Raw genomic sequence first — 12,277 nt, 5'->3', positions numbered from 1 at the left:
AGATTCGGTGGCCCGAATGCGCGCGAACGGTGCCGCGCGCGGCGTGCGCGGAGGATAGTGACCCCTATGATCCACGCCACTGGTTCCGCGCCGGCCGGCTGGACCGGCGGCGAGGCCGCCGCCTGGGACGCCGGCCCCGCCGCGGCGGATCCGGCGCCGCCGCCCGGCCAGGCCGCGAGCAGCGCGAACGCCTCCGGCACGACCTCGAACGGAACGACTCCGAAGGACCTGCCCACCGGGGGCGCCCTGGTGTCGCCGTCGGCCGCGCCGGACGTGTTCGCGCCCGCGCGGCTCGGACCCATCACCCTGCGCAACCGGGTGATCAAGTCGGCGACCTTCGAGGGCCGGACGCCCAAGGCGCTGGTGACCGACGATCTGATTGCCTATCACGTCGCGCCCGCCTCGGGCGGCGTCGGCATGACGACGGTGGCGTACTGCGCCGTCGCGCCCGAGGGCCGCACCGACCGCCACCAGATCTGGATGCGCCCGGAGGCCGTGCCTGGCCTGCGCCGGCTCACGGACGCGGTGCACGCCACCGGGGCCGCCGTGTCCGCGCAGCTCGGCCACGCCGGCCCGGTCGCCAACGGCGCCTCGAACCGGCTGCCGTCGCTCGCCCCGACCCGGCGGTTCAGCCCGTTCGGCTCGATGACCAGGGCGACCAGCACCGACGACATCGAGCGGATCGTCAAGGCGCACGCCGAGGCCGCCCGGTTCGCCGCCGACGCCGGCTTCGACGCCGTCGAGCTGCACTTCGGCCACAACTACCTGGCCAGCGCCTTCCTCTCGCCCAAGCTGAACCACCGCACCGACGGCTACGGCGGGAACCTCGAGGGCCGGGCGCGGTTCGCCCGCGAGATCGCCGCCGCGGTGCGGGCCGAGGTCGGCGGTCAGCTCGCGATCCTGGCGAAGCTGAACATGGACGACGGGGTCGACGGCGGCCTGTGGCTGGACGAGTCGGTCGAGGTGGCCCGCCTGTTACAGGACGACGGGTCGCTGGACGCGCTGGTCCTCACCTGCGGCAGCTCGCTGCTCAACCCGATGTACCTGTTCCGGGGGGACGCGCCGGTGCGCGAGTTCGCGGGCGCGTTCCACGGCGTGACGAGGGCGGGGCTGCGGCTGGTCGGCCCGAGGTTCCTGAAGGCCTATCCGTACCAGCCGCTGTACATGCTCGACCACGCCCGCCAGTTCCGGGCCGCGCTGACGATGCCGCTGGTGCTGCTTGGCGGCGTGACCGACAAGGCCGGGATGGACACGGCGATGGCCGAGGGCTTCCAGTTCGTCGCCATGGCGCGGGCGCTGCTGCGCGAGCCGGACCTCGTCAACCGGCTGCGCGCGAACGCGAGCACGAGGTCGCTGTGCGTGCACTGCAACAAGTGCATGCCGACGATCTACTCGCGGTCGCGCTGCGTCCTCACCGACCCCGTCTAGGGGGAGAGCTGGCGCGGCCGGCGGCGGGACGGGTCACGCCCGCCGATCGGCCAGAGGTCGCGGCTGGGGTGCTCGTCGACGTCCTCCATGATCCCGGTGGCCAGGGCGGCAATGGCGCCGACGAGGGCGACCGCCGCGCCGACGATCGAGATCGTCCAGGAGGCCATGCAGACGCCGACGGTCCCGACGGCGAAGCCGATGCTGATGATCAGCACCATGGCCCAGGACAGCGGCTTGGAGTGGTGTGGCGTGGGTAAGTCGCTCACCGGCGGCCCTTCACGGGTCCGTCCGCCCCGCCGGGCGCGGCGCGGTTACCGGCGATGATCGCACGGCCCGGCGGCTCCGGAGCCGGAATCGGGCCAGGTTACCGAAGACGACGAAGCGGCCCGCTCCCCGTCAGGGAACTAGGCCGCTTCGTTTGCCGGGCATCGGCCGGGTCTCGCGGTGGCCGGTTCGGTCGTCGATCGATGTCGGTCGTCGATCGGTGCTCGACCTCGGCGGTCAGGCCGGCTTCAGGCAGAGATCTGGCGCCGGTACGAGGCGTCGCGCCCGCCGATCGGCCAGAGGTCGCGGCTGGGGTGCTCGTCCACGTCTTCCATGATCCCGGTGACCAGGGCGGCGATGCCACCGAGGACGACGATGGCGGCCCCGATGATCGAGACCGGCCAGGAGGCCATGCAGACTCCGACGGTGCCGATGACGGTACCGATGGTGATGACCAGCACCATGACCCAGGACATGGGCTTGGAGTGGTGTGCCGAGTCGATGTCGCTCACCGTGGACCCTTCGTGCATGCGTCGCGCGCGGCCGGTGGGACGGAACACCGCCCCGCCGTGATGGTATCGGTCGCGCGCGGGCCATCCCACTGGGAGTGACATCCGCGACGCGGCGGCAGCCGACGAGTGTCAGACGCCGGTGGCCGCGGCGGCGAGCAGGACGAGGCCCGTCACGGCGGCGGCGGTGCGGATCGCGTTGAACCGGTCCCAGCGCACCCGGTGCCGCTCCCAGTCCGCCGGCGGCTCCTCCGGGCGCCAGGACGCCATCGCGATGTTGATCGGCAGGTCGCCGCGGACCGTGACGACGACGTTGACCAGCAGCAGGACGAACCCGACGCCCGCGAGCGCCGCCGAGGTGGTGGAGTCGTCGACGGCGGCGGTGACCGTCAGCGCGAGCGACGTGACCAGCGCCGCGAGCTGCAGCGGCACCATGAACCGTGGGTAGCTGGCGTCGAACGCCTGCTTGACGGTGATGTACGACGCCACCGGCAACGAGTGCATCGCCGGCCGGATCGCCACCAGCCCGACCGTCATCGTGCCGGCGACCAGTCCGGCCAGCACCAGGGCTACCACCGCGAGCGCGGTCATCACCGGGTACCTCCCTGTGCGCGTGGGCCCGGCCATGGCCATGAGCCGGATTCCTCACCGCGCACGCTAACGGGGCCCGATGGCGCACGGGCCCAGGAGCCCCGACGATCGCCCGGCAGCTTCCTGCCAGCGTGACTTGCGGCCAGGCAAGCCGTCCAGGTGGGCGGGCCGCGGCGACTGACGGTTACCCGGCTGACGGTTACTCGGCGAGCGGCGGGAGGCCGAGGCAGCCGCGCAGCACGTTCTCGACGGCGTCGGAACGAGCGTGATCGCCCAGGGATCCGGTGACGAAGGCATAGGCGTAGTGGCCGGACCGGCTGGCCCAGCCGAGGCTGCCGCCAAGGCCGCCCATGCCGAAACCGTCGCCGTCGACGCCGAAACCCAGCCCCCAGGCGTTCATGCCGCCCATGACCCGGTCGGGACCGCTGCACTGCGCCGTCGTGGCCTCGGCGAGCAGGTCGGGGCCGAGCAACTGGCCGGACAGCAGCGCGGCGTACAGCCCGGCGACGGCGCGGGCGGTGCCGTGCCCGTTGACCGCCGGGATCTCGGCGACCCGCAGCGCGGCGCTGTTGACCACGGCACCGTCCTGGATGCCGGGCGGGTTGCCGATCGCCCGCCGGTAGAGCTCGGGACGCCCGTCGGCGGTCCGTAGGCGGAACGCCGCGTCCAGCCCGGTGAGCTCGACGGCCCTGGCCTGCTCCGCGGGCGTGAGACCGACCGCGAAATCGAGCCCGAGCGGCTCGCACACCTCCTCGCGCAGGAACGTGCCGAGCCGACGGCCGTCGACGCGCCGGACCAGCTCGCCGACGAGGTGGCCGTAGAACAACGCCGACTCGCCGTGCGCCGTCCCAGGCGTCCACAGGGGCTGTTGGGCCGCGAGCGCGGCGCAGACCAGGTCCCAGTCGAACAGCGCCGCCGTCGGCAGCGGCCGGTCCAGCGTGACGAGACCTGCCTGGTGGGCCAGCACATGCCGGACGGTCGCTGGCGAGGCGAAGCCCGGCCAGTACCGGTCGACGCGGCTGTCGAGGTCGAGCTGGCCGCGTTCCACCAGCAGCAGCGCGCACACGGCGGCGAACGGCTTCGTCACCGAGTACGGCATGACGATGCTGTCGCGGTCCCACGGCGCCGTGCCGGCCGCGTCCACGGTTCCGCCCCACAGGTCGACGACCCAGGCGCCCTCGTGCCAGGCCGCCACGGCCGCGCCGGTGCCCGCCGCCTCGGCCAGGACCCGTTCGAACGCCACTCGCACCGGCTCGAAGCCCGGCGTCACCATGCCTCGCGCCCCGGAGGTGCCCGAGCCGCCGTCACCGGGTGCCTCCGCGGTGAGGCAGGCCGCGGTCTGGGCCGTCGTGACGTCGGCCGCGGTCGGGTCGGTGGCGATGGCGCCGCCCGCGGCTGCGGGCGCGGGAAGGGTCATGGCGGCGATTGTCCGTCCGAAACCGCGCGGGGGTGTCGTTTCCGCGTCTAGGGCGCGTCCCGGTTACGTAACCCAGCCGACACGTTGGCCCGTTCGGGCCGGCGGTGTCGTCACCGATCGTTACTGACTGTCGGGTGGGTGGCCTAAGCGGTCAGCAGCCGGGCCAGAACGGCGCCCGCCGCGCGGATATCGTCATCGTCCACGTCGAGATGGGTGAGCAGCCGCAGCGACGTCGGCCCGGAGGTGCCGACGAGCACCCCCGCCGCGGCCGCCCGCGCGGCGAAGTCCTCCGCGTCCGGGACCGAGACGAAGATCATGTTCGTCTCGACCAGCTTCGGCTCGACGCGGCCGGGAGCCGCGTCCGCGAGCGTCGCGGCGAGCTCGGCGGCGCGCCGGTGGTCGTCGGCGAGCCGATCCAGGTGGTGACGCAGCGCGTACAGGCCGGCCGCGGCGAGCACACCGGCCTGGCGCATCCCGCCGCCAAGCCGCTTGCGCCACACCCGGGCCCGGTCGATGTGCTCGGCGTCGCCGACGACGAGCGAGCCGACCGGGGCACCCAGCCCCTTCGACAGGCAGACCGACAGCGTGCCGAACAACTCGCCGAGGCGGCGCGGCTCCACCCCGAGGCCGACCGCCGCGTTCCAGATCCGGGCGCCGTCGCAGTGCAGCACCACGCCGGCGTCGTCGGTGATCTCCCGCAGCCGCTCCAGCCGGTCGAGCGGCCAGATCCGCCCGCCGGCGCGGGCCTGGGTGTTCTCCACGGCGACGACGCTGGTCGGGACCATGTTGTAGGTCTTCGGCGCGGTGCGCGGCCGGATCTGCGCGGCGAGCTCGGCGAGGTCCAACGGGCCGGCGAGCCCTGGCAGCGTCCGGGTCTGCACCCCGCCGAGCGCGGCGAGGCCGCCGAGCTCGTAGGTGACGATGTGCGCCTCGGCGTCGGCGATGATCTCCGTGCCGATCTCGGCGCTCGCTCGCAGCGCGCAGAAGTTGCCCATCGTCCCGCTCGGGACGAACACCGCGGCCTCGTGGCCGAGCAGGTCGGCCGTGTGCTCCTCCAGCGCGCGCACCGACGGGTCCTCGCCGTAGACGTCGTCGCCGACCTCGGCCTCGGCCATCGCTCGGCGCATGTCCGCCGTCGGCCGGGTCACCGTGTCGCTGCGCAGGTCGATCGCCATGTCTCGCACGATACGACCCACCCTGCGCCGCGCCGGTGGCCGACGTCAGCGACGGCGCCGCAGGGCCGCGAGGAAGCCACCCCCGTCGTCGTCGCCTGGCTGGCCGGGGTCCGGCTGTAGCTGCGCGCCCGGCTGGCCCGGCGCGGGGAACGCCGGGTCGCGCAGGGCGCGGGCCGCGGAACGGCGGGCGAGGCCGGTGAGCCGGTCGAGGTAGAGCGAGCCGGCCAGGTGGTCGGACTCGTGCTGCAGGCAGCGGGCGAGCAGGCCGGTGCCGGAGTACTCGACCGGCTCGCCGCGCGCGTCCACGCCGCGCACCGTGGCGCTTGCCGCCCGGGTCGTCGCGTAGTGGTGGCCGGGCACCGACAGGCAGCCCTCCTGGTCGGTCTGCTCACCGGGGCCGAGCTCGAGGACCGGGTTCGCGACGACCCGCGGTCGCCGCCGCCGTGGCCGGTCTGCATCGTCGGCGGCGTCGTCGTCCTCGTGCCGGTCCGGCCGGTTCGGTTGCCAGTCGGTGTCGAACACGAACAGCCGCAGGCCGACGCCGACCTGCGGCGCGGCCAGCCCCACCCCCGGCGCCGCGTACATCGTCTCGATCAGGTCGTCGACGAGGCGGCGCAGCCGGTCGTCGAAGTCCGTGACAGGGTCGGCGGGGGTGCGAAGGATGGGGTCACCCAGGACCCGGATCGGCAGGATGGTCACTCCTCCAGGATCCCAGCCGTCCACCCGTCGGGGCTGGCTCAGGTCCGGGTCGCAACCTCCTAGGAGGAGGGCGCGTCGGCGGACCGGACGACGCGGTAACCGGCGCTGGCGAGCAGCCGGGGGATCAGGCGCACCATCTGGGCGTCCTTGTCCTTCGTCTCCGTGGACAGTTCGTCATACGGCCGGATGTCGGGGTGGATCAGCCGTTCGTTGTCCCGGGCGTCGCCGCCGCGCCAGCCGTGCGCGAGCCGGTTGCGCATCCAGCGCTCGTGCTCGTGGCGGGCCAGCAGCTCCACCTCCTCCGGGGTGAACGTGAACGACGGCGCGTCCGACGTCATCCGGGCGCTGGCGCAGCCGATCAGGTTCAGCTTGGTCTCGATGTCCCGGGCCTGGTCGTAGTTGTTGGAGCGGTACTTCTCCGGCAGGTTCTCCCACGCGACCAGCGCCTCGTTGTCGTCGCTGGCCTCGCCGGACTCCAGCCGCTGGCGGCAGTAGTCGGCGTGGATCGCCTCGGCCCAGGCCTCCAGCCGGTCGTCGGACACGTCATCAGGATCGCAGGCGGCATCGAGCTGCGGAAAGATGACCATGTCGTCGTAGAGCGCGTCCATCGGGCCCTGCCCCTCCTGCCTGCCCGGGCGCAGCGCGTCCCCGAGCGGGCTTCCCCTGTCCACCCGGACCACGACCGACCGGCGGGTCGGCGGCCGGGCCGTCGCGAGTGCCTTGCGCAACGCCAACTCCTCGTCGCCGTAGCAGACGAAGATCTGCTCGACGAAGCCGGCGCCGGTCGCGCGGGCATGCGCGCGCCGGTCAAGGTCCGCCTCGTCGGCGCGGACGTCGTGGCAGTCCAGGTCGAGCAGCGCGTCGAGGACCTCGTAGCGGGCGCGCAGCGCGTGCACGGCCGCGCTCGCGCGCTCGTCGACGACGACGACGGGCAGCCGGGAGGCGTTCTCGCCGAGGATCTGCCTGCGTCGCCGGGCGATCTGGAGCAGCAGCTCCTGGCCGAACGGCGACAGGCCCGCGACGACGACAGGCCCGCCGCCCGCCGGCGTCCAGGCCGGCGCGAGGTCGTCGAGCAGCAGCCGGGCGCCGAGGCGCGCCGTGTTGAAGAAGCCGACGGTGACCGCGTCACTCGCCGGCTGGCGTAGCAGCAGGATCCACAGCGCGTCGAGTACGTCCGGGTCGGACTCCTCGGCGTAGCAGCGCAACGGGGTGGACCGGTGGCGCCCGGCGGTGGTGGCGATGGTGGCGGCGGTGATCAACACGGCCGCGTTGCGGCCGGTCGCGGGCCCGGTCACGTAGAGCCGGTCGGCGCGGGCGACGCCGGCGCGGCGCAGCACCGCCGCGACGGTCGGGTCACCGGCGAGCACGGTGACCCGCTGGTCGCCGACCAGGCCGGCGAGCTCCGCGTGGGCGCCGGGAGCCACGAGCACCACCTGGGCGCGCTCGGCGCGCAGCTTCGCGATGAGCGCGAGCGCGCCTGGCCCGTCGCCGCAGACGACCGCGTGGCCATGGGCGAGCCGGGCCCGCAGCCGGGCGACCGGCAGCACGAGCGCGTCGGCGAGCGCGTACAGCGTCGCCGCCGGGGCGAGGAACCGTGCCACCTGCAGGGGCGCCGACAGTGCCGTGTCGGGCAGGTCGGGCGGCTGGAAGACGAACAGGCCGAGGGAGCCGTAGAGCAGGTCGAGGAAATGGCCGCCGAACGGCCCGCCGCCGCCGGCCGCCGTGTACATCAGCCACTGGCCGGCAATCCCCAGGCACATCGCGGCGACGGCCGCGGCCCCGCACAGCACCCGCCACCCGCGCGGGTCGACGAGCAGCGTGCGTAATCCGTCCGTGACCGTGTCACGGCGTGTCCGACGCGATCGGCGTTGCCGTTCCCCGGCGTCGCTCGCCACGCTCGTCAGCTCTCCTCGTGTCTCCGAACGGAGTCGGTGGGTCCGTTCGGAGTCTCGACGGGTTCGTGGAGTTCTGGAAGGTCCTGGAGTTCCTGAAGTTCCTGAAGTTCCTGGAGGTCCTGGAGCGTGCGGAAGGCGGTACGGGCGGGAAACGGTGGGCCTGTGGTGTTCTCACCCGGGTCGATGGCCTCGCGAACACTATGACTATCGGCGGCATTTGGCGCCGGCAACGCGGTGGTCGGCTCTCCGACAGCGATCGGTGAACGAGTCCGAAGGGCTCCCGAACGACCGACCGGGCCCGGACGGTGCCCGTGACCGGCAGCGGGAGCGGGGATTCGCTGGTGGGAAAGCGTGGGATTGGGGGCGACGTCCGCTAGGTCACCTCGTGTATCGGTGGACGCGGCGGGCGGTAGCGCGGGACGCTGGCTGGCGTGCTGACCAGGATTGATCACGTTGGGATCGCGGTGGCGTCGCTGACCGAGACCATCCCGATCTACGAGCAGGCGTTCAACCTGAAGTGCGTGCATCAGGAGACCAACGAGCGCCAGGGCGTGCGCGAGGCGATGCTGCTGGTGCACGCGGGTGACACCGGTGGCTCCTACGTCCAGCTGCTGGAGCCGATCCGGGACGACACCCCGGTGGGCAAGTTCCTGGCCAAGCGTGGCCCGGGCATCCACCACATCGCCTACGGCGTCGACGACATCGACGCGGCGCTCGCGTCGCTCACCGTCACCGGCTTCGACCTGGTGAACAAGACCCCGGTGCACGGCACCTCGGGCAGCCGCATCGCCTTCATCCACCCGAAGGGCCTCGGAGGCGTCCTCACCGAGCTGGTCGAGGCCGCCGGCGGCCACTGACCCGGCCTGTCCGTTGTGAAAGAGCTCGCCGCCTTCCCGCATTCTCACACTGAGTATCCGGGTCGACACGGCTGAGTGGCCGCTGGCCGGCCGGTCGAGGTTGGGCCGAGGTCATCCCTTGGCCTCACGACGACATCCCGGCCGGCCGAGCGCCGACCGTGGCGGATGGACGTGCCCATAGGCACGTCGAACTGACACACTTCGGACGACCGGGTGTGGACCGTGTCACCTCAGGACGCCTATAGGGACGGCCATCCGCCACGGTTCGGACTTGGTCTTAGGTGGCGGCCCGCAGGGCGGCGGCGCGGTCGGTGCGCTCCCAGGTGAGGTCGGGCAGCGAACGGCCGAAGTGGCCGTAGGCGGCGGTCTGCCGGTAGATCGGGCGCAGCAGGTCGAGGTCGCGGATGATCGCCGCCGGGCGCAGGTCGAACACCTCGGCGACGGCCCGGGCGATCGCGGCCGGCGGCACCTGCTCGGTGCCGAACGTCTCGACGAACAGCCCGACCGGCTCGGCCTTGCCGATGGCATAGGCGACCTGCAGCTCCACCCGGTGGGCCAGGCCCGCCGCCACCACGTTCTTCGCGACCCAGCGCAGCGCGTACGCCGCCGACCGGTCGACCTTCGACGGGTCCTTGCCGGAGAACGCGCCGCCGCCGTGCCGGGCCGAGCCGCCATAGGTGTCAATGATGATCTTGCGGCCGGTGAGGCCCGCGTCGCCGACCGGGCCGCCGACCTCGAACCGGCCGGTCGGGTTCACCAGCAGGCGGTATCCGTCCACCTCCAGCTCGCCGAGCCGGCCGCCCAGGCCGCTGATCTCCTCGACCAGCCGCTTGAGCTCAGGCTCGACGACCTGGGAGCGGACGTCGGGTGCCAGCTGTCCGTCCAGGTCGACGCCGGGGGCGTGGTGGGCGGAGAGGACGACCGTGTCGAGGCGGATCGGCCGGTCGCCGTCGTACTCGATCGTGACCTGGGTCTTGCCGTCGGGACGCAGGTAGGGGAGCGCGCCGTCATGCCGGGCGGCGGCGAGGCGGCTGGCCAGCCGGTGCGCGAGCGTGATCGGCAGCGGCATCAGGTCCGGCGTCTCGTCGGTGGCGTAGCCGAACATGATGCCCTGGTCGCCGGCACCCTGACGGGACAGCTCGTCGACGTCACCGCTGTCCTCGCCGGCTCGCGAGCCCTGGCGGCCAGCGGGGCCGAGCCCGGTGCGGGCCTCGTAGGCGTTGTCGACGCCCTGGGCGATGTCGGGCGACTGGGCGCCGATGGAGACCAGCACGTCGACCGTGGCGGCGTCGAAACCGGTGGCCGCGTCGTAGCCGATGCCGGCGAGCGTGCGGCGCACGGTGGCGACGACGTCGACGTCCGCGCTGGTCGTCACCTCGCCGGCGACGTGGACCCGGCCGGCGGCGAGCAGCGTCTCCACCGCGACCCGGGAACGCCGGTCACCGCCGAGGTAGGCGTCGAGTAGTGCGTCGCTGATCTGGTCGGCCGCTTTGTCGGGATGGCCCTCGGTGACCGATTCCGAGGTGAAAAGGCGTCGGGACATGAAATACCTCGTTTCGCGCATGCCGACGGTTCTCGGCCGGGAGTGGATGACGCGAGCCAGTGGGCAGGCGTCCATCCTCGCCCCCGTGCGGCACTTTCCCCGGCATCCCGCGGCGCCGCCTCAGCCCGTGCCGCGCGCATTCCCGGCATTGATCCCGAACGCCTCGCGGGAGGCTCGTCGTCCCCGACCGGTCCAGACCGGCGCCACCCTCTTCCGATAGCGGAGCGAGATGAAGCGAGAGCGGGTGGCGTTCATGATGAGATCGAAATCTTCGGGTGAAGACGTTGTGCATCAGACTCTGTTCAATACGTGAATGTGTATCGCGGAAGGTGGCCGATCGGTCGCGTTGTGGACAGGTGGAATTCGAGGCTGATTGTGGCGCCGGTCACGATGGTGTAATGGAAAGCGCTGAAGGAGAGCGAGAGACACGGAGGGTCAACGATCGGGACCGTAGGAGGCCACGATTCGTGTTTGCCTTCGGGGCCCGCACCCGCTTATGTTTGCTCTCGTCCGGCCCGGGGCGCACCTTTCCCGGGCCGTGCGAAACACCGGACCGACGCCGCGTCTGCCCACGGTCCCGGTGCATGTCGTCTCTTTATCGCGGGGCAGAAACGGAGGAGCCCGGAACCGGGCTCAGCCGGAAGGATGCCAGCAGGGAAGCTGCGTTCTCCAGGCGCGTCCCGGCCTCAGGATGGCCAGGGCGCCACCGCGCCATTCCAGCATCGTTCTCGCTGTTGGTGTGCGCGTGTTCCGTTGGTGTAGCGGGAAAGCCATTTCTTGTCGATCCGACGCAACCGCAAGAGCAGCCTGCGCAACCGCCTCGCCGCCATCGTCGCGGCGGGGGCCGTCGTCACTACCGGCGGGCTGATGGCTGCCTCTCCGGCCAGCGCCGCGACCGTCTCCGACACCACCATCGCCGCCGCCGCGAAGCGGGCAGGCCTTGCCGGCTGCCGTGGCGTGTCGACGGGCACCTGGGTGGCCATCGCCCTGGCCGAGTCGCGTGGCAACACGCACGCCCACGCGACCGGGATCGAGGACTCGCGTGGCCTGTGGCAGGTCAACCTGTGGGCCAACAGCGACCTCGTCGGCGGGCGCAACCTCTACGACATCTCCAACAACGCCTGGGCCGCCAAGCGCGTCTGCCACCGCCAGGGCCCGACCGCCTGGTCGACCTACACCAACGGCGCCTACAAGCACTTCCTGGCCCGGGGCCACGCGGCCGCCGCAAAGGTCTGAGCGGAGCCCGACCAGCTCGGGCCGAACGACCGAAGGACCGAACGACCGAAGGACCGAATGACGCGAGGCCTCCCCGAGTTCGGGGAGGCCTCGTCGTCGTCCGCGGGCTCTTCCGGCACCGGTTTCGACGCCGAATTTCCTGGTGTTCGCGGTGGGCCGCCGGCCGCCGGCCGGCGACGGCCGTCAGGCTGCCGCGGGGACGCGGCGGCGGAGGCGGAGGAGGGGGATGCGGCGGTCGCCGGCCTTCTTCTGGTACTCGGCGAAGGCGTCCGACTGGGCGACGAACCCGGACCACTCGTCGTCGTAATCGGCGCCGGTGATCTCGGTCGCGGTGACCTCGACGGCGCCGTCGCTGGTCTCGATCGTCGTGTCGGGGTGGGCGATCAGGTTGTGATACCAGGCCGGATGCGTGGGGGCTCCGGCGAACGACGCGGCGACGACCCAGTCGTCGCCGGATCGGCGGCCCAGCACCGGGTTGACGCGTTCGACGCCGGTGCGCACGCCGATGCTGTGCAGCAGGATCAGGCTGCGGCCGAAGCCGCCAGTGGTGACGGTCCCGTTGTTCGCGCGGAATTCCGCGATGACGGTGTCGTTCCAGCTCAACGCAGTTCGCTTCCTTCGTCCGTCGGGGGATCCCAGGAGGCCTCGATCGCGGTGGTGAGG

12 protein-coding genes are annotated in these 12,277 nt (G+C 72.5%); 3 read left to right on the top strand and 9 right to left on the bottom strand.

From position 1 onward, the window contains the following. Positions 1-249: 249 nt before the first annotated feature. The gene (locus tag BCD49_RS04235; protein WP_027140962.1) at positions 250-1,428 is read left to right on the top strand and encodes an NADH:flavin oxidoreductase; all 1,179 of its coding nucleotides are present in this window, start codon (positions 250-252) and stop codon (positions 1,426-1,428) included. On the opposite strand, the gene BCD49_RS04230 is transcribed toward BCD49_RS04235, so the two are convergent. From BCD49_RS04230 to BCD49_RS04200, 7 genes are all read right to left on the bottom strand, one after another. Then, entirely contained in the window at positions 1,425-1,694 is a 270-nt protein-coding gene (locus BCD49_RS04230) for an HGxxPAAW family protein (RefSeq protein ID WP_007509496.1), read from the bottom strand. The genes BCD49_RS04235 and BCD49_RS04230 overlap by 4 nt on opposite strands. A gap of 246 nt (positions 1,695-1,940) precedes the next feature. After that, positions 1,941-2,204, bottom strand: coding sequence for an HGxxPAAW family protein (locus tag BCD49_RS04225; RefSeq protein ID WP_035929586.1), 264 nt, complete (start codon positions 2,202-2,204; stop codon positions 1,941-1,943). A gap of 129 nt (positions 2,205-2,333) precedes the next feature. Next, on the bottom strand, positions 2,334-2,792 hold the full coding sequence (locus tag BCD49_RS04220) for a DUF1772 domain-containing protein (protein WP_007509499.1): 459 nt from the start codon (positions 2,790-2,792) through the stop codon (positions 2,334-2,336). A 199-nt stretch (positions 2,793-2,991) separates the two neighbouring features. Then, a complete protein-coding gene (locus tag BCD49_RS04215; RefSeq protein ID WP_007509501.1) occupies positions 2,992-4,209 on the bottom strand; it encodes a serine hydrolase domain-containing protein in 1,218 nt (405 codons plus the stop codon). A 143-nt stretch (positions 4,210-4,352) separates the two neighbouring features. Beyond that, positions 4,353-5,384, bottom strand: coding sequence for a threonine aldolase family protein (locus tag BCD49_RS04210; RefSeq protein WP_027140959.1), 1,032 nt, complete (start codon positions 5,382-5,384; stop codon positions 4,353-4,355). A 45-nt stretch (positions 5,385-5,429) separates the two neighbouring features. Further along, a complete protein-coding gene (locus tag BCD49_RS04205; RefSeq protein ID WP_007509504.1) occupies positions 5,430-6,083 on the bottom strand; it encodes a peptide deformylase in 654 nt (217 codons plus the stop codon). A gap of 59 nt (positions 6,084-6,142) precedes the next feature. Next, on the bottom strand, positions 6,143-7,978 hold the full coding sequence (locus BCD49_RS04200) for a RyR domain-containing protein (RefSeq protein ID WP_007509506.1): 1,836 nt from the start codon (positions 7,976-7,978) through the stop codon (positions 6,143-6,145). A gap of 431 nt (positions 7,979-8,409) precedes the next feature. Between BCD49_RS04200 and mce the strand changes: the two genes are divergently transcribed. Beyond that, positions 8,410-8,835 carry a methylmalonyl-CoA epimerase gene (gene mce, locus BCD49_RS04190; protein ID WP_007509510.1) on the top strand — a complete coding sequence of 142 codons (426 nt, stop codon included), beginning with the start codon at positions 8,410-8,412 and terminating at the stop codon, positions 8,833-8,835. Positions 8,836-9,112: 277 nt separating this feature from the next. Here the strand turns inward: mce and metK are convergent, their stop codons facing one another. Further along, positions 9,113-10,378 (bottom strand): methionine adenosyltransferase, encoded by a 1,266-nt coding sequence (metK, locus tag BCD49_RS04185; RefSeq protein ID WP_007509512.1) that lies wholly within the window; start codon positions 10,376-10,378, stop codon positions 9,113-9,115. Between the two features lie 777 nt (positions 10,379-11,155). Here metK and BCD49_RS04180 point away from each other — a divergent pair. Then, on the top strand, positions 11,156-11,614 hold the full coding sequence (locus tag BCD49_RS04180) for a hypothetical protein (protein ID WP_007509513.1): 459 nt from the start codon (positions 11,156-11,158) through the stop codon (positions 11,612-11,614). Between the two features lie 183 nt (positions 11,615-11,797). On the opposite strand, the gene BCD49_RS04175 is transcribed toward BCD49_RS04180, so the two are convergent. Then, positions 11,798-12,217: a nitroreductase/quinone reductase family protein gene (locus tag BCD49_RS04175; protein WP_007509515.1), complete on the bottom strand. Its 420-nt coding sequence runs from the start codon at positions 12,215-12,217 to the stop codon at positions 11,798-11,800. Positions 12,218-12,277 lie beyond the last annotated feature (60 nt).

This window comes from Pseudofrankia sp. EUN1h, from assembly GCF_001854645.1.
GTDB classification, from domain to species: domain Bacteria; phylum Actinomycetota; class Actinomycetes; order Frankiales; family Frankiaceae; genus Pseudofrankia; species Pseudofrankia saprophytica.
This window is presented reverse-complemented; position numbering and strand designations above follow the sequence as displayed.

Excerpts from the sequence above, each read along its gene's own strand:
- BCD49_RS04220 (WP_007509499.1), bottom strand. The coding sequence starts at position 2,792 with ATGACCGCGCTCGCGGTGGTAGCCCTGGTGCTGGCCGGACTGGTCGCC.
- BCD49_RS04215 (WP_007509501.1), bottom strand. The coding sequence starts at position 4,209 with ATGACCCTTCCCGCGCCCGCAGCCGCGGGCGGCGCCATCGCCACCGAC.
- BCD49_RS04210 (WP_027140959.1), bottom strand. The coding sequence starts at position 5,384 with ATGGCGATCGACCTGCGCAGCGACACGGTGACCCGGCCGACGGCGGAC.
- metK (WP_007509512.1), bottom strand. The coding sequence starts at position 10,378 with ATGTCCCGACGCCTTTTCACCTCGGAATCGGTCACCGAGGGCCATCCC.